Origin of the sequence: Dickeya oryzae (genome assembly GCF_020406815.2) — a bacterium.
GTDB lineage: Bacteria > Pseudomonadota > Gammaproteobacteria > Enterobacterales > Enterobacteriaceae > Dickeya > Dickeya oryzae.
The window spans coordinates 4380681-4405000 of the sequence record NZ_CP162670.1; the positions used below are offsets into that span (position 1 = coordinate 4380681).

Annotated in this window: 18 protein-coding genes; 10 read left to right on the forward strand and 8 right to left on the reverse strand. The window is 55.0% G+C overall.

Annotated elements, in window-relative coordinates:
• Positions 1-20: 20 nt before the first annotated feature.
• Genes LF929_RS19305 through LF929_RS19315 form a run of 3 tightly spaced genes read left to right on the forward strand, consistent with a single transcriptional unit; the run spans position 21 to position 3073 of the window.
• Positions 21-1199: an amino acid ABC transporter permease gene (locus LF929_RS19305; protein WP_012882991.1), complete on the forward strand. Its 1179-nt coding sequence runs from the start codon at positions 21-23 to the stop codon at positions 1197-1199.
• Positions 1200-1208: 9 nt separating this feature from the next.
• Complete coding sequence (locus LF929_RS19310; RefSeq protein WP_016943141.1) at positions 1209-2303, forward strand: amino acid ABC transporter permease; 1095 nt, start codon at positions 1209-1211, stop codon at positions 2301-2303.
• Positions 2304-2311: 8 nt separating this feature from the next.
• The gene (locus LF929_RS19315; protein WP_012882989.1) at positions 2312-3073 is read left to right on the forward strand and encodes an amino acid ABC transporter ATP-binding protein; all 762 of its coding nucleotides are present in this window, start codon (positions 2312-2314) and stop codon (positions 3071-3073) included.
• Positions 3074-3575: 502 nt separating this feature from the next.
• Here the strand turns inward: LF929_RS19315 and tnpA are convergent.
• The 3 genes from tnpA to trxA form a co-directional block, all read right to left on the reverse strand.
• Positions 3576-4034 (reverse strand): IS200/IS605-like element IS1541D family transposase, encoded by a 459-nt coding sequence (gene tnpA / locus LF929_RS19320; protein WP_033570971.1) that lies wholly within the window; start codon positions 4032-4034, stop codon positions 3576-3578.
• A 208-nt stretch (positions 4035-4242) separates the two neighbouring features.
• Positions 4243-5502, reverse strand: coding sequence for a transcription termination factor Rho (gene rho / locus LF929_RS19325; RefSeq protein WP_012886501.1), 1260 nt, complete (start codon positions 5500-5502; stop codon positions 4243-4245).
• 412 nt (positions 5503-5914) lie between these two features.
• On the reverse strand, positions 5915-6241 hold the full coding sequence (trxA, locus tag LF929_RS19330) for a thioredoxin TrxA (protein ID WP_012886502.1): 327 nt from the start codon (positions 6239-6241) through the stop codon (positions 5915-5917).
• A gap of 119 nt (positions 6242-6360) precedes the next feature.
• Between trxA and rhlB the strand changes: the two genes are divergently transcribed.
• The 3 genes from rhlB to LF929_RS19345 all read left to right on the forward strand — a co-directional run bounded on the left by rhlB (position 6361) and on the right by LF929_RS19345 (position 11194).
• Positions 6361-7647, forward strand: coding sequence for an ATP-dependent RNA helicase RhlB (rhlB, locus tag LF929_RS19335; RefSeq protein ID WP_038905940.1), 1287 nt, complete (start codon positions 6361-6363; stop codon positions 7645-7647).
• Positions 7648-7654: 7 nt separating this feature from the next.
• Positions 7655-9151 (forward strand): exopolyphosphatase, encoded by a 1497-nt coding sequence (ppx, locus tag LF929_RS19340; RefSeq protein WP_038905941.1) that lies wholly within the window; start codon positions 7655-7657, stop codon positions 9149-9151.
• Between the two features lie 228 nt (positions 9152-9379).
• A complete protein-coding gene (locus LF929_RS19345; RefSeq protein ID WP_226093633.1) occupies positions 9380-11194 on the forward strand; it encodes a glycosyl hydrolase family 28 protein in 1815 nt (604 codons plus the stop codon).
• Positions 11195-11281: 87 nt separating this feature from the next.
• Here the strand turns inward: LF929_RS19345 and rep are convergent, their stop codons facing one another.
• Entirely contained in the window at positions 11282-13306 is a 2025-nt protein-coding gene (gene rep / locus LF929_RS19350) for a DNA helicase Rep (RefSeq protein ID WP_038906485.1), read from the reverse strand.
• Between the two features lie 183 nt (positions 13307-13489).
• On the opposite strand from rep, the gene ppiC reads away from it, so the two are divergent.
• Positions 13490-13771 (forward strand): peptidylprolyl isomerase PpiC, encoded by a 282-nt coding sequence (gene ppiC / locus LF929_RS19355; protein WP_012767933.1) that lies wholly within the window; start codon positions 13490-13492, stop codon positions 13769-13771.
• 41 nt (positions 13772-13812) lie between these two features.
• On the opposite strand, the gene putA is transcribed toward ppiC, so the two are convergent.
• Positions 13813-17790: a trifunctional transcriptional regulator/proline dehydrogenase/L-glutamate gamma-semialdehyde dehydrogenase gene (gene putA, locus LF929_RS19360; protein ID WP_226093634.1), complete on the reverse strand. Its 3978-nt coding sequence runs from the start codon at positions 17788-17790 to the stop codon at positions 13813-13815.
• 393 nt (positions 17791-18183) lie between these two features.
• Here putA and putP point away from each other — a divergent pair, with 393 nt between their 5' ends.
• Positions 18184-19683 (forward strand): sodium/proline symporter PutP, encoded by a 1500-nt coding sequence (gene putP / locus LF929_RS19365; RefSeq protein WP_226093635.1) that lies wholly within the window; start codon positions 18184-18186, stop codon positions 19681-19683.
• Between the two features lie 38 nt (positions 19684-19721).
• Here the strand turns inward: putP and LF929_RS19370 are convergent, their stop codons facing one another.
• Both LF929_RS19370 and ilvC read right to left on the reverse strand, forming a co-directional pair.
• Positions 19722-20108 (reverse strand): hypothetical protein, encoded by a 387-nt coding sequence (locus tag LF929_RS19370; RefSeq protein WP_226093636.1) that lies wholly within the window; start codon positions 20106-20108, stop codon positions 19722-19724.
• A 105-nt stretch (positions 20109-20213) separates the two neighbouring features.
• Positions 20214-21692 carry a ketol-acid reductoisomerase gene (gene ilvC / locus LF929_RS19375; RefSeq protein WP_016943929.1) on the reverse strand — a complete coding sequence of 493 codons (1479 nt, stop codon included), beginning with the start codon at positions 21690-21692 and terminating at the stop codon, positions 20214-20216.
• 163 nt (positions 21693-21855) lie between these two features.
• Here ilvC and ilvY point away from each other — a divergent pair, with 163 nt between their 5' ends.
• Entirely contained in the window at positions 21856-22743 is an 888-nt protein-coding gene (gene ilvY / locus LF929_RS19380) for an HTH-type transcriptional activator IlvY (RefSeq protein WP_016943928.1), read from the forward strand.
• Complete coding sequence (locus LF929_RS19385) at positions 22743-23507, forward strand: lysozyme inhibitor LprI family protein (protein ID WP_210174831.1); 765 nt, start codon at positions 22743-22745, stop codon at positions 23505-23507. The genes ilvY and LF929_RS19385 overlap by 1 nt, the downstream gene beginning before the upstream one ends.
• 3 nt (positions 23508-23510) lie before the next feature.
• Here the strand turns inward: LF929_RS19385 and LF929_RS19390 are convergent, their stop codons facing one another.
• On the reverse strand, positions 23511-24251 hold the full coding sequence (locus tag LF929_RS19390) for a DUF2461 domain-containing protein (RefSeq protein ID WP_210174830.1): 741 nt from the start codon (positions 24249-24251) through the stop codon (positions 23511-23513).
• Between the last annotated feature and the right edge of the window lie 69 nt (positions 24252-24320).

The window sequence follows — 24320 nt, forward strand, 5'->3', positions numbered from 1 at the left end:
TCCGTCACTGAGGCTCCAACATGCTGCAACGCCCAACCGTGAAAGGTGATTTATCACTGACTAATCCAGCGGTGCGCGCCTGGTTGTATCAAATCCTTGCTGTCATCATCGTGGTGGTTGCCGCCGCTTACCTGCTGCACAATACCGTCACTAACCTCTCACAGCGTGGAATTACATCAGGTTTTGCCTTTTTAAATAACAACGCTGGCTTTGGTATCGTTCAGCACCTGATTGACTACGATCAGGATGACACCTATGCCCGCGTTTTTGTTATTGGCCTGCTTAATACATTGCTGGTTTCAGCTATCTGTATTATCTGCGCCTCACTGCTGGGGTTTATCGTCGGTCTGGCACGTCTGTCTGATAACTGGCTGCTGCGTAAACTTTCAACGATTTATATCGAAACGTTTCGTAACATCCCACCGTTACTGCAGATCTTCTTTTGGTATTTCGCGGTATTACGCAATCTGCCCGGCCCTCGTCAGGCAGTCAACGCGTTCGATACCTTTTTTCTCAGCAACCGCGGCCTGTACATTCCAGCAGCGGAGTTTGGCCCAGGCGCACTCCCATCTTTGCTTGCGCTGCTCATCTCTCTGGGATGTGCGATAGCCTTGCATCGTCGGAATAAACGCTACCATGAGCTAACCGGTCAGCAACGCCGCTACTGGCCCATTCCTATCGCAATGTTGGCGGTACTGCTGGGCCTCTCTCATCTGGTTTTTGGCCGGGCACTGCACTGGGATTTCCCGGTCCTGAAAGGATTTAACTTTAGCGGTGGCATGGTGCTTATTCCGGAACTGGCAGCGCTGGCGCTGGCGTTATCGGTGTATACCTCATCGTTTATTGCCGAGATCATTCGCTCAGGTATCCAGTCTGTTTCTCACGGGCAGCATGAAGCGGCACTGTCGCTGGGTCTGCCAAAACCGGTCACCTTACGCAAAGTTATCCTGCCACAGGCACTGCGCGTCATCATTCCGCCGTTGACCAGTCAGTATCTGAACATCGTGAAAAACTCGTCACTGGCGGCTGCCATTGGTTACCCGGATATGGTGTCGCTGTTCGCCGGTACGGTACTGAACCAGACCGGACAAGCCATTGAGACTATTGCCATCACCATGTCGGTCTACCTGATTATCAGTCTGCTGATCTCATTACTGATGAACATCTATAACCGGAAAATCGCCTTAATTGAGCGTTAAAGGAACAGGATGACTATGACAACACACACACCATCCAATCCGACGCCCATTAGCAACGCCATCGTCTGGGCGCGGCGGAACCTGTTCTCCAATGTCACCAACAGCGTGTTGACGTTGGTCTGCCTGTGGTTACTGTGGACTCTGATCCCACCGTTACTCAATTGGGCTATCTTCAAGGCCAACTGGGTTGGTTCAACCCGTGCAGACTGCACCAGTGATGGTGCCTGCTGGGTATTCGTCCATGCTCGTTTTGAGCAATTCATGTACGGGCTTTATCCACGGGAAGAGCTCTGGCGCATTAACTTCGCGCTGGTACTGGCGTTGATCAGCATCCTGCCGATGTTCTGGCGTAATCTGCCGCGCCGTGGCCGTTATATCGCTATCTGGTGTGTAGTCTATCCGCTACTTGCCTGGTGGTTGCTGTTCGGCGGCTTTGGTGGCCTGAGTCGGGTGGAAACCCGTCAGTGGGGTGGTCTGACACTCACTATTATCATCGCGGCGATCGGCATCGCAGGTGCGTTACCGCTGGGGATATTGCTAGCATTAGGGCGACGTTCCAACATGCCGGTGCTACGTGGGCTCTGCGTGATTTTCATCGAGTTCTGGCGCGGCGTTCCCCTGATCACAGTGCTGTTCATGTCCTCAGTCATGCTGCCGTTGTTCCTGACGGAAGGCACCAACATCGACAAACTACTGCGTGCCTTGGTGGGGGTAATTCTTTTCCAGTCCGCGTATGTCGCAGAAGTGGTGCGTGGCGGCTTACAGGCACTCCCGAAAGGACAATATGAAGCAGCGCAATCTCTGGCACTGGGATACTGGCGTATGCAGGGATTGGTCATTCTGCCCCAGGCGCTGAAAATGGTGATCCCCGGTCTGGTCAACACCATTATCGCCCTGTTCAAAGACACCAGTCTGGTAATCATCATCGGTTTGTTCGACCTGTTTAGCAGTATTCAGCAGGCAACCGTTGACCCGGCCTGGCTGGGGATGTCCACAGAAGGCTATGTTTTTGCCGCCATTATCTATTGGATCTTCTGCTTTAGCATGTCGCGCTATAGCCAGCATTTAGAAAAACGTTTTGATACTGGACATAAGTCCCATTGAGGTTATCCATGAACCAGGACACATTGACATCTTCATCCAACCACATGATTACACTGGAAAATGTGAATAAGTGGTATGGGCAGTTCCATGTACTGAAAGACATTAACCTGCAGGTCAGCCAAGGCGAGCGTATCGTGTTATGTGGGCCGTCCGGCTCTGGCAAATCAACCACAATCCGTTGTATCAACCATCTGGAAGAGCACCAACAAGGTCGGATCGTCGTTGACGGCATCGAACTCAATCATGACAGCCGTAATATTGAGAAAGTCAGAACAGAAGTCGGCATGGTATTCCAGCATTTCAACCTGTTCCCGCATCTGACGGTTCTGCAAAACTGTACGCTGGCCCCGTGCTGGGTGCGTAATATGCCGAAAAAAGAAGCGGAAGCATTGGCAATGCATTACCTGGAGCGTGTTCGTATTGCCGCCCATGCCCATAAATATCCGGGCCAGCTTTCCGGCGGCCAGCAACAGCGTGTTGCGATTGCCCGCTCACTGTGCATGAAACCGAAAATCATGTTGTTTGACGAGCCGACATCCGCACTGGATCCAGAGATGGTCAAAGAGGTGCTGGATACCATGCTAGGTCTGGCAGAAGATGGTATGACCATGCTGTGCGTTACCCATGAAATGGGCTTCGCTCGCACGGTAGCTAACCGGGTGATCTTTATGGATCAGGGTGAGATCGTTGAACAAGCACCGCCGGATATCTTCTTCGGTAGCCCACGTTCAGAACGCACACAAACGTTTCTGGCGCAAATACTGCATTGATCACCGCCACACAATACACAACAACCCAGCCCGCCCACGATGTGCGGGCTTTTTTATGTCCCCATTTTGCATATTAAAATCAGCGATAAATACTCGTCGGTGGACAGCACTGTCCGCTGAAGATGTTTTCATGCACACAGAACAAAACAGCAGGGGTGTATAGAGGATAATGGATGAGAGATGAGTCCGATGGTGGAACCGATGCCCGGGGGAAGAGGCTCACGTATAAATCAGCGTAATCAAGGCACCCTATCAGGGGTGACTGACCCGCTGTCTCAGGCTGCCGCCCGGACGATATCCAGTAAAACCCCGGCGCTAACCAGGGCGCGCTGGGCGCATTGACCCGGCTCAACCGGTCATTGCCCACCCGGTCATTCACCCGGAAACAAAAAAATAAATATCCTCCGGCATAGCCGGAGGTTTTTCATATGCGCCTATAAGGCTCTGTTACCAGCCGCGCCCTAACAGGCGCATCGCAATCTGACATTTGCATCCAAATCCGTTACTTACGGCCCGTAAACGGGCTACCTGGATACGGGATTGATAACTGCTCGCCCAGTTTATCCTGCTCCAGTTGGTGCTTTATGTAGTCCCGGATCTTCGATGTATTTTTACCCACCGTATCTACATAATACCCTCGGCACCAAAACTCCCTGTTCCTATATTTGAATTTCAGATCACCAAATTGTTCATAGAGCATCAGGCTACTTTTGCCTTTCAGATACCCCATGAAGCTCGATACACTCATCTTCGGCGGGATCTCCACAAGCATATGTATGTGATCAGCACAGCACTCTGCTTCCAGAATCTGCACATTTTTCCATTCACACAGCTTTCTTAAGATACTCCCTACTACACGCCGTTTCTCACCGTAGAAGACCTGTCTTCGGTATTTGGGTGCGAAAACTATGTGATATTTACAGTTCCAGCGAGTGTGCGCTAAGCTCTTTTCGTCCCCCATTGGGACCCCCTTTTGATTTCTTGTTTGACCATTGCAGTTGCCAGACCGCAAGGTGTTTTAACAAATCAAAAGGGGTTTTTATATCCGCCCCAAAGCTGGAAGCTTTACGGAACCCCCAGCCTAGCTGGGGGTTTTCTATAGACAACAAAAAACGCCACGGATTCGTGGCGTTTTGTTTGATGGCATAACCCGTTACAGGGAAAACCGGTTACGACCGTTTCATCATATCGAAGAATTCGTCGTTGGTTTTGGTCATCGCCAGTTTGTTGATCAGGAACTCCATCGCGTCGATTTCCCCCATCGGGTGGATAATCTTGCGCAGAATCCACATCTTCTGCAGCTCTTCAGACGTGGTCAACAGCTCTTCCTTACGGGTACCGGAGCGGTTGTAATCAATCGCCGGGAACACACGTTTCTCCGCAATCTTACGAGACAGGTGCAGTTCCATGTTACCGGTGCCCTTAAATTCTTCGTAAATCACTTCGTCCATCTTCGAGCCGGTATCGATCAGCGCGGTAGCGATGATGGTCAGGCTGCCGCCCTCTTCAACGTTACGGGCCGCACCGAAGAAACGCTTCGGACGATGCAGGGCGTTAGCATCCACACCACCGGTCAGGACTTTACCGGATGCCGGTACCACGGTGTTGTAGGCACGCGCCAGACGGGTGATAGAGTCCAGCAGGATAATCACGTCTTTCTTATGTTCAACCAGACGCTTGGCTTTCTCAATCACCATTTCGGCGACCTGAACGTGGCGAGAGGCAGGTTCGTCGAACGTCGACGCCACCACTTCCCCTTTCACCAGACGCTGCATTTCCGTCACTTCTTCCGGACGTTCGTCAATCAGCAGCACCATCAGCACGCAATCCGGATGGTTGTAAGCGATGCTCTGGGCAATGTTTTGCAGCAGCATGGTTTTACCGGCTTTCGGCGGCGCAACAATCAGACCACGCTGTCCACGACCGATAGGGGAGGCCAGGTCCAGCACACGGGCGGTCAGGTCTTCGGTAGAACCGTTGCCACGCTCCATACGCAGACGCGAATTAGCATGCAGTGGCGTCAGGTTCTCAAACAGGATCTTGCTGCGGGCATTTTCCGGTTTGTCGTAGTTGACTTCATTGACCTTCAACAGCGCGAAATAGCGTTCACCCTCTTTCGGAGGACGAATCTTACCGGAAATGGTGTCACCAGTGCGGAGGTTGAAGCGTCGGATTTGGCTGGGGGAAACGTAGATATCATCAGGGCCGGCGAGGTAGGAACTGTCTGCGGAGCGGAGGAAACCAAAACCATCCTGCAATATTTCCAGTACGCCATCGCCAAAGATATCTTCACCACTTTTCGCGTGCTGCTTGAGGATAGCGAAAATAATATCCTGTTTACGCATGCGAGCCAGATTCTCCAGCCCCATATTTTCGCCAAGAGTAATTAACTCAGACACTGGCGTATTTTTTAATTCGGTAAGATTCATAATGGTGGGTTCTTAAACTCGGGGTAAATCTCGAACTATTAACGTGAATGGTATGGCAGGAACATCCATGCCGCTTAACAGCCTTCAATCACCAGACACTGTGTTGCTCAGGCTTAATCGCACTGACGCTACGCACACTCATGGCAAGAGGTCGAAGACACCGTAAAACTAATTAATGTAAAACTGTCAGATTGCCAGACTGGACACTAACATGATGAAAATTAATGATTTCCAAACCTGACATGGGATAAAACTTTAGATTCTAACTTCAGGCTCAAGCCTAATGGCTTAAACTAAGGTAAGTACGATATGCAGTATTGACGAATCTAGCACGCTTCCCGGTGGGCGTCCAGCGGTCAGAATGAGAAAATCTCATCACCCCGCTGTCGCCCAGGAAAGCCAGTAGGACGGATTACAGATTGGCGTTCAGGAACTCTTTCAGTTGCCCTTTGGACAACGCACCGACTTTGGTCGCCGCCACTTCGCCGTTTTTAAACAGCAGCAGCGTCGGGATACCACGAATACCGTATTTCGGTGCGGTAGCCGGGTTGTCATCGATGTTGAGCTTGGCGATGGTCAGTTTACCTTCATACTCGTCGGCGATCTCATCCAGAATCGGAGCAATCATTTTACAAGGACCACACCAGTCAGCCCAGAAATCAACCAGTGTCACATGTTCAGACTGCAGTACGTCTGTCTCGAAGCTGTCGTCCGTCAGATGAATAATTTTATCGCTCATGTTTTACTCCGCAGGATTATCTCTACCCAGTTGGTGTAGCATTAACCAACTATGAGGTTGACTTTATTTCACTGGATACGCTTTCGTAAAGCAATAGTTAACTGATATTCTACCACGCTATGAGCAAAACACACTTAACCGAACAGAAGTTTTCCGACTTCGCACTGCATCCGCAGGTTATTGAAGCTCTTGAAAGTAAAGGCTTTCATAACTGCACGCCCATTCAGGCGCTGGCGTTGCCGCTAACGCTGTCGGGCCGTGACGTGGCGGGACAAGCGCAAACCGGAACAGGCAAGACGCTGGCGTTTCTGGCGTCTACATTTCATTATTTGCTGACCCACCCCGCTCCCGCTGAACGCCAGACCAATCAACCCCGCGCCCTGATTATGGCGCCGACCCGTGAACTGGCGGTGCAGATCCATACCGATGCTGAAGCGCTGGCGAAAGCCACCGGTCTGCGATTGGGGCTGGCTTACGGTGGCGACGGCTACGACAAGCAGCTAAAAGTACTGGAAGACGGCGTCGATATTCTGATCGGTACCACCGGTCGTTTAATCGATTACACCAAACAAAACCATATCCACATGGGTGCCATCCAGGTCGTGGTGCTGGATGAAGCCGATCGTATGTACGATCTCGGCTTTATCAAGGATATCCGCTGGTTATTCCGCCGCATGCCGCCGGCTAATCAGCGTCTGAACATGCTGTTTTCTGCCACCTTATCCTATCGCGTGCGCGAGCTGGCGTTCGAACAGATGAACAACGCCGAATACGTTGAAGTGGAGCCGGAGCAGAAAACCGGTCATCGCATCAAGGAAGAGCTGTTCTACCCTTCCAATGAAGAGAAGATGCGCCTGCTGCAAACGTTGATTGAAGAAGAGTGGCCAGATCGCTGCATCATCTTCGCTAACACCAAGCACCGTTGTGAAGAGATTTGGGGCCACCTGGCGGCGGATGGTCATCGTGTCGGGCTGCTGACCGGCGACGTAGCGCAGAAAAAACGGCTACGCATTCTGGAAGAATTCACCCAGGGTAACCTGGATATTCTGGTTGCCACCGATGTGGCAGCACGCGGCTTGCACATTCCGTTAGTCACCCACGTATTCAACTACGACCTGCCTGACGATTGCGAGGATTACGTCCATCGCATCGGCCGTACCGGGCGTGCGGGTGCCAGCGGCTTCTCTATCAGCCTGGCCTGTGAAGAATACGCGCTGAATCTGCCAGCCATTGAAGACTATATCGGCCATCGTATCCCGGTGAGCAAATACAACAGCGAAGCGCTGATGACCGGATTGCCTGAGCCTAAGCGCCTGAGCCGTCCACGCACCAGTGGTGGCCCTCGCCGTCCCGGCGCGCCTCGCCGCAGCGGTGCGCCTCGTAACAATCGAAAACGACCGGGTTAAGTTGCCGATGCTGAGCGCTTCTTCTCTTTATGCCGCAATCGATTTAGGGTCCAACAGCTTTCATATGCTGGTGGTGCGTGAGGTGGCAGGCAGTGTGCAGACGCTGGCTCGCATCAAACGGAAAGTCAGACTGGCTGCCGGACTGGACGCGAATAACCGCCTCTCGCCGGAAGCCATGCAGCGCGGCTGGCAATGTCTGGCGCTATTCTCCGAACGGCTGCAGGACATTCCGCCACAACAGGTGCGAGTCGTGGCGACCGCCACATTACGGCTGGCCACCAACGCGGATGAATTCCTGGAACGGGCCCAACAGATTCTGGGCCTGCCGATTCAGGTGATCAGCGGTGAAGAAGAAGCTCGGCTCATCTATCAGGGCGTCGCCCATACCACCGGTGGGCCAGAACAACGGCTAGTGGTGGATATCGGCGGCGGCAGTACCGAACTGGCGACCGGTACCGGTGCCCGTCATACCCAACTCTTCAGCCTGCCGATGGGTTGCGTGACCTGGCTGGAGCGGTATTTTACCGATCGCGATCTGACCCTGGCGCATTTTGAGCGGGCCGAACAGGCAGCCCGAGAAATGTTACAGCCGGTAAAAGACATTTTGCGTCAGCAGGGCTGGCAAATTTGTGTCGGCGCGTCGGGCACAGTACAAGCGTTACAGGAAATCATGGTGGCGCAGGGGATGGATGAATACATCACCCTCGGTAAGTTGCGCCAGCTTAAACAACGCGCCATCCAGTGCAGTAAGCTGGAAGAGCTGGAAATTGAAGGCCTTACGCTGGAGCGTGCGTTGGTATTTCCCAGCGGTCTATCCATCCTGTTGGCTATTTTTCAGGAACTGGATATCGACTCCATGACGTTGGCAGGTGGTGCGCTGCGCGAAGGACTGGTCTACGGCATGTTGCATTTGCCGATTGAGCAGGATATCCGCCACCGTACCCTGAAAAACCTGCAACGCCGTTACCTGCTGGATAGCGAACAGGCGCAACGGGTCAGGCTGCTGGCGGATAATTTTTTGCAGCAGGTCGCCCGGGACTGGCAGTTAGATGGCCGATGTCGGGAATTACTGGCTAGCGCCTGTCTGATTCACGAAATCGGCCTGAGTGTTGATTTCCGTCAGGCACCGCAGCATGCGGCCTATCTGGTTCGCAACAGCGATTTGCCGGGCTTCACACCGGCACAGAAAAAATTGCTGGCGACACTGTTACAAAACCAAAGCAACACCATCGACCCTATCCCCCTTACTCAGCAAAACGCCTTGCCGGTTACTCTGGCACAGCGGTTATGTCGCCTGCTGCGACTGGCGATTATCTTTGCCAGCCGCCGACGCGACGACACCCTACCAGCAGTGCGCCTGCGTGTAGAAGGCGATAGCCTGCGCGTCATTCTGCCAGCGGGCTGGCTTGATCAACATCCTCTGCGGGCCGAAACCCTGTCGCAGGAAAGCCTGTGGCAAAGCTACGTGCACTGGCCACTTCTCATCGAAGAACACACTGTCTGACAGCAAAAAGGGGTAACAATTGGTTACCCCTTTTTTTTATCCCCTCGACTAGGTTTGTGATCGCTTCCGGGGAAAAAAGGAATACGGGATGTATTTTTATAAAACACCGTTTCTTTTTGGAAGCCATGCTGTACCTGGACCAAATACAGACTACTGCCTGAATCTGACGTCAATACGATTTCTGACGTCATTGCGCATTTTTGAAATAAACACAATGAAGGAACAAGGATGAAAACGCTCATATTTTTCCGGCGCCATACTCTGGCGTCGATGGTGTCGGCCTGCCTGATCAGTCTCCCGGCGCTGGCCATCGCCAGTACTGCTCAAGTCCCGCAAAAGCTACAGGTGCCGACGTTATCTAACGATGACCACAGTGTGGTACTGGTGTGGGACGCGCCAGAAGACACCTCCAATATCACCGATTACCAGATTTACCAGAACGGCCAGTTGATTGGACTCGCCAGCCAAAATAACGACAAGAACTCGCCAGCGAAACCGTACATCAGTGCGTTTTACAAAAATGACACGGCCAGTTTTCACCATCGCATTGTGGTACAAAACGCCAAAATCGACGGACTGAAAGCCAACACTGACTACCAGTTCACCGTCCGGGCCGTCTATGCCGACGGTACAACGTCCACAGACAGTAACGCGGTCACCGCCACCACCACCGCCACGCCGACAGTCATCAACATTACACAGTACGGTGCAAAAGGCGACGGCACCACGCTCAATACCAGCGCGATACAAAAGGTGATCAACGCCTGCCCAAGCGGCTGCCGCATCGACGTCCCGGCCGGCGTTTTCAAGACAGGTGCATTGTGGCTGAAAAGCGACATGACCCTGAATCTGTTGCAGGGTGCGACGCTATTAGGTTCGGATAACGCGGCGGATTACCCGGATGCCTATAAGATTTACAGTTATTCATCCCAGATGCGGCCGGCCTCGCTTATCAACGCCATCGACAAAAACAGTTCAGCCGTTGGGACATTCACAAACATTCGTATCGTCGGTAAAGGTGTTATCGACGGCAACGGCTGGAAACGCGGCACAGACGCCAAAGATGAACTGGGCAACAGCCTGCCGCAGTATGTGAAGAGTGATAACAGCAAGGTGAGCAAAGACGGTATTCTGGCTAAAAACCAGGTTGCTGCGGCCACCGCTACCGGCATGGATACCAAAACCGCCTACAGCCAGCGCCGTTCAAGCCTCATCACCCTGCGCGGCGTCAAAAACGCCTACATCGCTGATGTGACCATCCGCAACCCGGCCAACCATGGCGTGATGTTCCTGGAAAGCCAAAATGTGGTGGAAAATGGCGTCACCCATCAGACATTCAATGCCAACAATGGCGACGGTGTCGAATTTGGCAACAGCCAGAATATCATGGTGTTCAACAGCGTATTTGACACCGGAGACGACAGTATCAACTTCGCCGCCGGTATGGGGCAGTCTGCGCAACACCAGGAGCCGACGCAAAACGCCTGGCTATTCAATAACTATTTCCGTCATGGGCACGGCGCGGTCGTACTGGGTAGCCATACCGGTGCCGGCATCGTCGATGTACTGGCGGAAAACAACGTGATAAGCCAAAGCGATATCGGCCTGCGTGCCAAAAGCGCCCCGGCCATCGGTGGTGGGGCGCATGGCATCATCTTCCGTAACAGTGCGCTGAAAAATCTGGCCAAACAGGTGGTTATCGTGACGTTAAGTTACGCTGACAACAACGGCACCACCGATTATACCCCTGCCACGGTACCGGCACGTTTTTATGACTTCACCGTCAAAAACATCACCGTGCAGGACAGCACCGGGTCAAGCCCATCGATTGAAATCAGCGGTGACAGCAGCAAAGACATCTGGCACAGCCAGTTTACTTTCAGCAATATGAAACTCAGCGGTGTCAGCGCGACGTCAATCAGCGACCTGAGCGACAGCCAGTTCAATAACCTGACGTTCAGCAACCTGCGTAGCGGGTCTTCACCGTGGAAATTCGGTACGGTGAAAAACGTGACCGTAGACGGTAAAACCGTCACACCATGACCGTTAGCCTAAACATGCCGGGCCATCGCGCCCGGCATCGTTTCCCGCGTTAGTTTTTTCTTCGCGCGTTAGTCTTTTCTTCCCGAGTTAGTCTTTGTCTCTGGCCTTCGCCAGTTGGGCGCGCAGATTGGCCAGATGGTTCTGCCCTTTTTGCATCCGCTCCTGTGGGCTGACGACTTTGCGTTCGGTTTCCCACATCACATCATCCTGCGGCAATTCCAGCAGGAAACGACTCGGTTCTGGGCGAATCAACTCACCGTATTGCCGACGTTCGCGGCACAAGGTAAACGTCAGTTCTTTCTGTGCCCGGGTAATGCCCACATAGGCCAGACGGCGCTCCTCGTCGACATTGTCTTCATCAATGCTGGTCTGGTGCGGTAACACCCCTTCTTCCATGCCGACCAGATACACGTAAGGGAACTCCAGCCCTTTGGAGGCGTGCAGCGTCATCAGTTGCACCTGATCCAGTTCTTCTTCGGCCTCGTTACGTTCCATCATATCGCGCAGGGTAAACCGGGTGACGACCTGGGTCAGCGTCATCGGTTCATCCAAATCGCTGCCCTCCAGCATTTCCGTCATCCAGGTAAACAGCGTATTGACGTTTTTCATGCGCATTTCTGCTGCTTTCGGACTGGGTGAGGTTTCATACAACCAGCTTTCGTAATCCAGCCCGTGGATCAAATCACGTACCGCTTTCACCGGTTCCTGTTCCGCCAGTCGGGCAATGTCACCGATCCACTGCGTGAAACGCTGCAATGACTCCAGCCCACGTCCGCTCAGGGTCTGGCTCAGCCCCATATCGAAGCTGGCGTTAAACAGGCTACGGTTGCGCTGCCTGGCCCACTCGCCGAGCTTTTGCAGTGTCGCCGGGCCGATTTCACGCTTGGGGGTATTCACGATACGCAAGAATGCGCTGTCGTCTTCCGGGTTAGTCAGCACGCGTAAGTAAGCCAGCAGGTCTTTGATTTCCGGGCGAGAGAAAAACGACGCACCGCCGGAAATGCGATAAGGGATGCGGTTTTGCATCAACACTTTTTCGAACAACCGGGACTGGTGGTTACCGCGATAAAGAATGGCGTAGTCACCATACTGGGTTTTGCGGATAAAGTGATGGGCAATCAGCTCGCCTACTACCCGCTCCGCTTCATGATCTTCGTTATTGGCGGTGATGATTTTAAGCTCTTCACCATATCCCAGCTCGGAATACAGTCGCTTTTCGAACACGTGCGGGTTGTTGGCGATAAGAATATTCGCGGCCTTGAGAATACGCCCGGACGAACGGTAATTCTGCTCCAGCTTGACAACCTGCAATTGCGGAAAGTCCTGCTGCAACAGCGACAAGTTTTGCGGGCGAGCACCGCGCCAGGAGTAAATCGACTGGTCGTCGTCGCCCACCACGGTAAAGCGCGCCCGACTGCCTACCAGTAACTTCACCAGTTCGTACTGGCTGGTGTTGGTATCCTGATACTCATCCACCAGCAAATAACGCAGGCGGTTCTGCCAGCGTTCACGCACCTCTTCATTGCGTTTAAGCAGCAACGTCGGCAGCAGGATCAGGTCATCAAAATCCAACACGTTGCAGGCCCGCAGATGCTCGTCATACAGCCGGTAGCAATGCGCAAACAACCGGTCCCGCTCTGAGCGCGCCAGTGCTGCTGCCTGTGCGGGGTCAATCAGGTCGTTTTTCCAGTTGGACAAGGCAGACACGAGCTGTTGCAGTAAGTCTTTGTCGTTTTGCAGCCACAACTCCGTCAGCTCTTTTAACAGCGCCAGCTGATCCTGATCGTCAAACAGCGAGAAGTTAGACTTCATGCCCAACGCCGCGTACTCACGCTTGATGATCTCAAGCCCCAACGTATGGAAGGTCGCAATCAGCAAACCACGGGTTTCCTTACGCCCCAGTGTTTGCGCCACACGCTCTTTCATCTCCCGAGCCGCTTTATTGGTGAAGGTCACCGCTGCAATATGGCGGGCCTGATAGCCGCAGCCCCGGATAAGATGGGCGATTTTTTGGGTAATCACTCGCGTTTTGCCGGATCCCGCCCCGGCCAGGACCAGACAGGGACCGGTCACAAATTCAACGGCGTGTTGTTGGCTGGGATTCATGCGCATGATGTTTCGTGCTCGACGTTCAAACGGAAGGGGATTGTAACAGAACAGGATTGTAGCAAAAGTCCGGACCGGCGCGAGCCCTCCTTCCCCAAACAGGAACACGCGCCGCATTTCCTTTCGTCACAAGGGGATGCTAGGCTGTGACTGGTAACATCGGCTTTCCCTTTGCTCAAGGAGCGTACTATGGCAAATACCGCAGCAGCATTGCACATTCTGGTGGATACCGAACAGCAGGCCACCGACATTTTGGCTCAACTCGAGAAGGGAGCGGACTTTCAGCAGTTAGCAAAAAAACACTCGACCTGCCCGTCAAAGCGTAATGGCGGCGACTTAGGCGAATTCCGTAAAGGCGACATGGTTCCGGACTTTGACAAGGCGGTGTTTTCCTGCGAGCTGCTCAAACCCTTCGGCCCGGTCAAAACCCAGTTCGGCTACCACATTATCAAGGTGTTGTACCGGAACTAACGGGAGTAGAGGCGGCGAGAGCCGCCTCTACAGACATTCTATTATCCAATCGTCATCAGGCTGGCGTTGCCGCCCGCGGCAGCGGTGTTAATACTGAGCGAGCGCTCGATCAGCAACCGTTCCAGCACAATGTCAGTTTCGCCACGGGACAGCCCCTGCACACCGACAATCGCCCCATCGCGTTGCGCTAACTGTTCGCTAAGCTGACGCAACTGATCGGCATCACCGTGGAAAATCACCGCGTCAAACCGGCTGCCGTCCGTTATGCCATCACGGCAGAATACCAGCCGTGCCTGTACCGGTTCAGGCAGGTGCCGATACAGCGCCTGTCGCTCCGGCGTTTCACACCACAACGCCCGGCTGCCCACCGCCAGCACCGCCGCCAGTTGCACCAGCGCGTCATCGTCATTATCCGCCACACACAGCACCTGCTCTCGCGGCAACAACGTATAGGTATTACGCTCGCCGGTCGGGCCGGGTAATACCCGGATGGTGCCACTTTGCGTCAGCCCGGCATAACGCTGGCAACAAGACACCAGCGCGTTACGCTGCGTTTGCCGCGCCCAGGTTTCCAGCGCCTGTAATCCGGCCAGCAGTGTCTGGCGTGCGGTGAAGTCGGCCGGGCGTTCGTTGTCCTGATGGGTGAATATCTGCGTTGCGGCATCATCCGGGCGATGCGACAGCAACCGGTGCAGATAAAGCGGCCCACCGGCTTTGGGCCCGGTACCGGATAAACCCTCACCGCCAAACGGCTGTACACCGACCACCGCACCGACCATATTGCGGTTCACATACAGATTGCCCACCTTCGCCAGCCCCGTCACCCGTGCGATGGTTTCATCGATACGGGTATGCAGACCCAGCGTGAGGCCGTAACCGGCCACGTTGATGTGTCGAATCAATGTCTCCAGTTGATGGCGGGAATAACGCACCACATGCAGCACCGGACCGAACACCTCCTGTTGCAGCTCTTCCACACTGTCCAGCTCAATCAGCGTCGGGGGAATAAAATACCCGTGTCCCCATTCCGCCTCATCCCGGCTATTCGTCCAGGTGGCCTGAAATACCGGCCGCCCTTTGGCCCTCATCGTGTGAATATGGTGACCAATCCGCTGTTTCGCATCGCCATCGATCAGCGGCCCGACATCGGTGGAAAGCCGCTCCGGGTTCCCCATGCGGTACTCCGCCATCGCCCCGCGTAGCATCGTCAGCGTTTTCTCCGCGACTTCCTCCTGCACACACAACAGCCGCAACGCCGAACAACGTTGACCGGCGCTATCAAACGCCGACGTCATCACATCCGCCACCACCTGTTCGGTCAGCGCCGACGAATCAACAATCATCGCGTTGATACCGCCGGTTTCAGCGATGAGCGGCGTGGTACGCCCTTGCGGGTCGAGCCGTCCAGCCAGCATGCGTTGTAACTGAGAGGCGACAGCAGTAGAACCGGTAAACATGACCCCACGTACCCGCTCGTCACGCACCAGTGCCGCGCCCACGGTTTCGCCATTCCCCGGCAACAATTGCAGCGCCCCGACCGGCACCCCAGCCTCATGCAGTATCTGCACCGCCTGTGCCGCAATCAGCGGCGTCTGCTCCGCTGGTTTAGCCAGTACGCTGTTACCCGCCGCCAGCGCCGCCGCCACCTGCCCGGTAAAAATAGCGAGCGGGAAATTCCACGGGCTGATGCACACCACCGGCCCCAGTGGGCGGTAATCATGATTGTTGAATGTCTCACGCACCAATGCGGCGTAATAACGCAAGAAATCCACGGCTTCTCGGACTTCCGCCACCGCATTCACCAGCGTTTTGCCTGCCTCCCGTACCAGCAATCCCAACAGCTGTTGTTGCTGGTTTTCCAGCAGGTCGGCCGCCCGCGACAGGATAGCCGCCCGTTCGGTGGCGGGCGTAGCGAACCAGATATCACCGGCGCTGGCTGCCTGCTCCAGCGCCAGCATGACCTCCTGGGGCTGCGCCTCACGCACGTAGCCCACCACATCACGCGGCTCAGCCGGGTTAACGACCGGCCGGGCCTCACCGCCGACATCGCCGTCGACAGCCAGTATCGGCTGTGCCTGCCAGGGTCGGGCGGCACCGCTTAGCAGCGCACTGGATAACGACGCCAGCCGATGCTCGCTGGATAAATCCAGCCCGCTGGCGTTGCGTCGCCCATTGCCATACAGCGCACGCGGCAACGGAATACGCGGATGCGGCAGCCCAACCTGTCCATCCCGCACTGCCAGTGCTTCCGCTTCCCTGACCGGGTCAGCCACCAATGTTTCCAGTGCCACCGACGGGTCGGCAATCCGGTTAACAAACGAGGTATTGGCACCATTTTCCAGCAAACGGCGCACCAGATAGGCCAGCAGGGTTTCATGGGTGCCAACTGGGGCGTAAATCCGGCATGGACGGTTCAGTTTTCCGTCCGCCACCTTACCCACCACCTGCTCGTACAACGGTTCCCCCATGCCGTGCAAGCACTGGAATTCATATTGGCCGGGGTAGTAATTGTTGCCTGCCAGATGGTAGATGGCGCTGAGCGTATGGGCATTGTGGGTGGCAAACTGCGGGTAAATCAGGTTCGGCACCGCCAGCAGGCGACGGGCACACGCCAGATAGGAAATATCGGTGTACAGCTTGCGGGTATAGACCGGGTAGCCTTCCAGTCCATCCACCTGAGCGCGCTTGACTTCGCTATCCCAGTAAGCGCCTTTCACCAGCCGCACCATCAGTCGCCGCTGGCTACGACGCGCCAGGTCGATAATCGCGTCAATCACAAAGGGACAGCGCTTCTGATAAGCCTGGATCACGAAACCGATGCCATTCCACCCCGCCAGTTGGGGTTCAAAACACAACCGTTCGAGCAGGTCGAGAGACAGTTCCAGCCTGTCCGCTTCTTCGGCATCAATGTTAATGCCGATATCGTAGTGCCGGGCCAACAGCGTTAACGACAGCAGGCGCGGATACAACTCATCCATCACGCGCTCGTACTGCGCCCGGCTATAGCGCGGGTGCAACGCCGAGAGTTTGATGGAAATCCCCGGCCCTTCGTAAATACCACGCCCGCAGGCGGCTTTACCAATCGCGTGAATGGCCTGCTGATAGGATGCCAGATACGCCGTGGCGTCATCACCGGTCATCGCCGCTTCGCCCAGCATGTCATAGGAATAGCGGAAGCCTCGCGCCTCCAGCTTGCGGGCATTCGCCAGCGCTTCGGCGATGGTTTCCCCGGTGACGAACTGCTCGCCCATCAACCGCATCGCCATGTCCACGCCTTTACGCACCAGCGGCTCACCGCTTTTGGCGATGATACGGTTCAACGCACCGGAGAGATGAGATTCATTGTGGGTCGACACCAGTTTGCCGGTCACCAGTAGCCCCCAGGCCGCAGCGTTGACGAACAACGAGGTACTACGCCCAACGTGTGACTGCCAGTTACCGGTACTGATTTTGTCGCGAATCAGTGCGTCCCGCGTCGGTTTATCCGGAATACGCAACAGCGCCTCCGCCAGACACATCAACGCCACGCCCTCCTGCGATGACAGCGAAAATTCCTGCAACAGGCTCTGTACCATGCCTGCCCGGCCGCCGCTGTTTTTCTGCTGGCGCAACGTCGCCGCCAGACGGGCCGCCAGCACGCTGGCAGCGTGCGACATCGCCTCTGGCATACGCGCTTGTTCCAGCAACATCGGTATCATCTCTGTTTCCGGCCGACGGTACGCCGCCGTGATCGCTGAACGTAGCACCGACTGCGGCAACACCTGCTCTGCGAAGTCCAAAAACGGCTGGTGGGTTTCTTCTTGTGGCGATTGCGGCATAATCTCTGCCGCCTCACTCGGGTCTTGCCCGACCGGCTGAGGAATTTCAGGCGTGTCGGCACCACTTTCAAGGCGTTCGAGATAGCTGAAAATGGCCTGTTTAATCAGCCAGTGCGGCGTGCGATCGATGCGCTGCGCCGCGGCTTTAAGACGCTCACGCGTGGCCTCGTCGAGCTTGACGCCCATAGTCGTGGTGCCCATATCCGCTCCTGTTGTGCGCCCTCAATACATCGAGTTGCAGAACAAAACGATCGCGTTGGCCCCAAAGGCGAGGAAGAAAGCCAACGTACCGGCAACCTGATGTATGACGGGTATAAGAAAGTGATGTTGGAAAGCAAAGCTACTATCCGGCATGTTGCAACTTTGTGCAACCTTGTTAATAAACTACGCTTTTCACCCTATTGCCGCCCATTCTTCTGAATGATCGCAGGCTTTATTGGCAATGCCAGCCACGTTGGCATGTCGCTTTAGCCAGCCATCAGTTGAAAGGTGCAACCTGTAGCAACTATTATCGCGAATCCGTTCCGGCAAGCCGGACAGTGCCCGGCCTACCGGAGCGCAGGACTGACGGATCGCATCACAATGGAGAAAATAATGACGACGATGAGCACACCATTGCTGGTGACCTTTCTGGTGTACATCTTCGGGATGGTGTTGATCGGCCTGATGGCCTATCGCGCCACCCACAATTTTGGCGACTATATTCTGGGTGGACGTCGTATGGGGAGTGTGGTCACGGCGTTATCTGCCGGGGCCTCCGACATGAGCGGCTGGCTGCTGATGGGGCTGCCGGGGGCCGTCTTTTTGTCAGGTATCTCGGAAAGCTGGATAGCGATTGGCCTGACCATCGGCGCTTACCTGAACTGGACCTGGGTCGCCGGACGCCTGCGGGTACATACCGAGGTTAACCATAACGCGCTGACGCTGCCGGATTACTTCAGCCACCGCTTTGAAGATAAAAGCAAACTGCTGCGGGTCATTTCCGCGCTGGTGATCCTGGTGTTTTTCACCATTTATTGCGCTTCCGGCATTGTGGCGGGTGCCCGTCTGTTCGAAAGTACCTTCGGCATGAGCTACGACACCGCGTTGTGGGCCGGTGCGGCAGCGACCATTGCCTATACCTTTATCGGCGGCTATCTGGCCGTTAGCTGGACTGACACCGTGCAGGCCAGCCTGATGATTTTCGCGCTGATCCTGACGCCGGTGATCGTCATTCTGTCGGTTGGCGGTATCGCACCGTCACTGGCGGTCATTGAAAGCAAAAACCCGGCGAATCTGGACATGTTCAAGGGGTTGAACACCGTCGCGATTCTGTCGTTGCTGGGGTGGGGGCTGGGGTATTTCGGTCAGCCGCATATTCTGGCACGCTTTATGGCAGCCGATTCACACCACACCATCCGCAATGCCCGTCGAATCAGTATGACCTGGATGGTGCTCTGTCTGGCCGGTGCCGTCACCGTCGGATTCTTCGGTATTGCCTACTTCACGGGTAACCCTGATCAGGCGGGCAACGTTGCTCAAAACGGTGAGCGCGTCTTCATCGAACTGGCGCGTCTGCTGTTTAACCCGTGGATTGCTGGCATATTGCTGTCCGCGATTCTGGCGGCGGTGATGAGTACGCTCAGTTGCCAGTTGCTGGTGTGCTCCAGCGCCATCACCGAAGATTTGTACAAGCCGTTTTTGCGTAAAAACGCCAGTCAGAGAGAATTGGTCTGGGTCGGTCGTGCCATGGTGCTGCTGGTCTCAGTCATCGCGATTGCACTGGCGGTGAACCCGGAAAACCGCGTGCTGGGGCTGGTAAGCTACGCCTGGGCCGGTTTCGGCGCGGCCTTCGGTCCCGTCATTCTGATTTCCCTGCTGTGGCCGCGCATGACTCGCAATGGTGCGCTGGCAGGCATGCTGGTCGGTGCCGTGACCGTGATCGTCTGGAAACAGTACGGCTGGCTGAATCTGTATGAAATCATCCCCGGTTTTCTGCTGTCCAGTGCGGCGATTATGGTCGTGAGCCTGCTGGGCCGGGCACCTTCTTCTGTCGTCACCGAGCGATTCCAAAAGGCCGAGCAAGTATTTAAGTCTGTACCGGCGGACGCCTGACCTTAAGATAACGATACGGCCCAGCGCATCGGGCCGTATTACGGGTGGGTCACGGTAATGCGGGTTTTCAGTGTTTCATAGCCGTCATGAAGGCGAACACGGTTATCCAACCGGTACACATCGCCAGTCAGGTTAATCACCAGTACACCCTCTTGCATACGGATATCGGCGTCACGGCTATTGGTCTTCAGGACCTCTTTGGCCTCCCCACCATTCACGCTGACGGTATACCGATAGACATCCCCTGCCATGGCATCACCGCTCCCCATCTCCAGCAGATTCACCGTCACGTTGTTTTCAAGCCGGTATTGCCGTATCAACGTGTAATCGTCGCCTGCCCCATAGAGAAAGGCCACCAGCATCACGGCCACGCCGACCACAGCAATACCGACTCTCCTTGAGGATAAAGAGAACGTCTTCGCCATTTTTATGTCCTGCATCGCTCATCCCTGCCCTACGTTGTGAATTGAGTGCAAAAAAAACGGGGCGCAATCTGCGCCCCGCTCTCAGGAGGAAAGGTCCCGATGACCTTAGCCAGCGACCGCAATACGTTTCATATCGGTCATGTAGCCGCGCAGTTTCTTACCCACAACCTCGATCGGGTGGTTGCGGATAGCTTCGTTCACGTCACGCAGTTGCGCGTTGTCCACGCTGGTCGCTGCGACCGGTTTGCCCAGATCGCCCGGCTGCAGGCTGTCCATGAACGCGCCTTTCAGCAACGGCACCGCCGCGTTGGCGAACAGGTAGTTACCGTACTCAGCGGTATCGGAAATCACCACGTTCATTTCATACAGACGCTTACGAGCGATGGTGTTGGCAATCAACGGCAGTTCGTGCAGTGATTCGTAGTAAGCAGATTCTTCGATGATACCCGAGCTGACCATCGTTTCGAATGCCAGTTCTACACCCGCTTTTACCATCGCGATCATCAACACGCCGTTGTCGAAGTATTCCTGCTCAGCGATTTTACCTTCAAACTGCGGCGCGTTTTCAAACGCAGTTTTACCGGTTTCTTCACGCCAGGTCAGCAGTTTCACATCGTCGTTAGCCCAGTCAGCCATCATGCCGCTGGAGAATGCGCCGGAGATGATGTCGTCCATGTGTTTCTGGAACAACGGCGCCATAATGCCTTTCAACTGCTCAGACAGCGCGAACGCACGCAGCTTGGCCGGGTTGGACAGACGATCCATCATCAGGGTAATACCGCCCTGCTTCAGCGCTTCGGTGATGGTTTCCCAACCGAACTGGATCAGTTTTTCCGCGTAAGCCGGATCAACGCCATCAGCAACCAGCTTGTCGAAGCTCAGCAGAGAACCAGCCTGCAACATGCCGCACAGAATCGTCTGCTCGCCCATCAGGTCAGATTTCACTTCCGCCACGAAAGAAGACTCCAGCACGCCCGCACGGTGACCGCCGGTTGCAGCCGCCCACGCCTTGGCGATCGCCATACCTTCGCCTTTCGGGTCATTTTCCGGGTGAACGGCGATAAGCGTCGGTACACCGAAACCACGTTTGTACTCTTCGCGAACTTCGGTACCTGGGCACTTCGGCGCAACCATCACCACGGTCAGGTCTTTACGAACCTGCTCGCCCACTTCAACGATGTTGAAACCGTGGGAATAACCCAGCGCAGCGCCTTGTTTCATCAACGGTTGTACCGCTTGTACCACAGCAGAATGCTGTTTGTCCGGCGTCAGGTTAACCACCAGGTCCGCCTGCGGGATCAGTTCTTCATAGGTGCCGACTTTAAAACCGTTTTCGGTCGCTTTGCGCCATGAAGCACGTTTTTCAGCGATGGCTTCAGCACGCAGCGCATAGGCGATATCCAGACCGGAATCGCGCATGTTCAACCCTTGGTTCAACCCCTGCGCGCCACACCCCACGATGACCACTTTCTTGCCTTTCAGGTAGCTGGCTTCATCCGCGAATTCGTCACGGCCCATGAAACGGCATTTGCCTAATTGCGCCAGCTGCTGACGCAGATTCAGTGTATTGAAGTAATTGGCCATGAGGCGTGCTCCATTTGATATTGTGTTTGCTTTATGTGCGGGACAGCGATAACTACCGCCATCAGAATGTCATTATCATATGACAGGAAATACATTGCTTAAATTGATATATTAACAACGTCATATTGCAAGATTTGCAACACTAAAACGAGACACAGCGCGCATGGACTTACGGGACCTGAAACTCTTTTTGCACCTGGTGGAAAGCCGCCACTTCGGCCGCACCGCCAAGGCGATGCATATCAGCCCCTCCACGCTGTCGCGCCAGATTCAGCGGCTGGAAGAGGACATCGGTCAGGCGCTGTTTCTGCGTGATAACCGCACTGTGCGCCTGACCGATGCCGGTGAACACCTGAAAACCTTCGCGCAGCAAACCCTGCTGCAATACCAGCAATTACGCCTGATTTTGCAACAGCAGGGCCAGTCGCTCAGCGGTGAGCTACGGCTATTTTGCTCCGTCACCGCCGCGTATAGCCACTTGCCGCCGATCCTCGACCGTTTCCGAGCCAGGCACCCATTGGTGGAAATCAAACTGACCACGGGGGATGCCGCTGACGCGCTGGATAAAGTGCAATCCAACGAAGCGGACCTCGGTATTGCCGGCCGCCCGGAAACGCTGCCAGCCAGTGTGGATTTCATGCCTATCGGCAAGGTCCCGCTGGTATTGATCATTCCGGCGCTGCCATGCCCGGTGCAAACACAAGCGTTGCAGCCGCACCCGGACTGGTCGCAAATCCCGTTTATCCTGCCAGAGCACGGCCCGGTGAGGAAAAGAATCGATGTCTGGTTCCGTCGTCAACACATTACCAATCCACCTATTTATGCGACCGTCTCCGGCCATGAAGCAATGGTGTCGATGGTGGCTCTAGGCTGCGGTATCGCCTTGATCCCTGATGTGGTACTTGAAAACAGCCCGGAACCGGTGCGTAATCGGGTATCCGTATTAGAAGCACAAGCGATGGAACCATTCGAACTGGGTGTCTGCGTACAGAGAACACATCTTGGCACCCCGTTGATTGCAGCATTTTGGGAAACCTTACAGGAAAAATAATGAAACGATTGCTCGCTACATGGCTGCTGCCTCTGGCTATGGGGTGCGTTGCGCTGCCGTCGCTGGCCGCCAGCTTTCCCTGCCAACAGGCCAGTTCGGCGCAGGAGAAGTTGATTTGCCAGACACCCGCGCTCAGTCAGTTGGACGACGAACTGGCGAAAGAGTGGCAGAAATCGCGCGCCTTTCTCACCGGTAACGCGGAGCGTGTCGCACAGGATAAAATCCTGACGCAGTTCCAGCGCAGTTGGCTGTCCAGCCGGAATACCTGTCGGGATGAAGAGTGCCTGCGCCAGAGCTACCAACAGCAACTTAGTCGCCTGCGCTACCTCAACGACGTCACGCTGCACACCCTGCCGGACCCGATCGCCCGGCCGCGCCACAACAGCTGCTTTGACGGCGACTACAGCTACGAGTATTACCTGCAACTCCCGGCGCAGGAGTACGACGAGCTGAGCGATTACTTCAAAGAAATGTATGACCAGAAAGCACCATACCACCTGGTCAACGTCACGCTGAATACCGAAGACGGTGATATTACCGGCAATGGCTCGGTGGCCTTTCGCTATGCGACCAAACTCGATGACATCACGCTCAGCGCCCGCCAGATGACCGATACCCAGGCGATTGGCCAGACGGAGAGCAGCTTCGGCGGACAGAAAAAACTGCTGTTGACCTGCGTGGATAACCGGCAGTTGCAAATCACCGTGTTTGACGCCGCCGGTGAAAGCTACCTGTTTGATTATTTGATGAGCCGGGGGAAATAACCCTCAGCGGCTAAACCACTTCTCATCCAAAAAGGCGGGGCTGACCTTTTCAGGCTCCGCCGCTTTCTTCATCGCCTCAATTTTCATCAGGTAATGGTACAGCGGCTCCAGCCGGGTAAAGCCTTTCGCCAACAGCGGCACCAGTTCACCACTAAACAACGGTTCCTGATCCTGCCGGGTGGTCATCACCGCAAACGATTTACGATTGTACCAGTGTGCCAGTTCTGCGGGCTGTTCCTTAACCAACGGTCGTTTATAACTCTCCCCCACCAGCTCAAACTCGCGCCCCAGACACGCCGCCACATCCAGAAAACCCTGCGGATTATCACGCAGCGTTTGCCGAAACAGCTCCATCGTGGTGCGGCTGGCGCTGTAATACCCCAGCCCGTAACTCCAGTCGGTCGGTGTTAGCTCGAAAAAATAGACCGGTGCGTCGGTCCAATCTTTATGAGTGCGTTTAAAAGTGAACCACATCTTGTCACGATAGCGCGATTTATCATGGGAAAAGCGGGTGTCGCGATGAATGCGGGATAACGTTTTGCCTACCGCCGGTTTGGTTTCGAAATGATCGTCAATCTGCAACATAGGGATAGACAGCGAGTCTACCAGCAAGCGAAACGGCGTCAGTAACTGATCGTTATACTCCTGCCGGTGTTCTTCAAACCATTCTTTGCTGTCCTGCTGGCGTACCTGCTGCAAAAACGCCAGCGTCTGCACTGAGAAGCCGTTGAATCCCGTAGCCATGATGTGATGTCCCTGACAGATAGAGGGTCAAGCCTACCGCAACAGGTCATAAAATAAAATGCGCCCGGC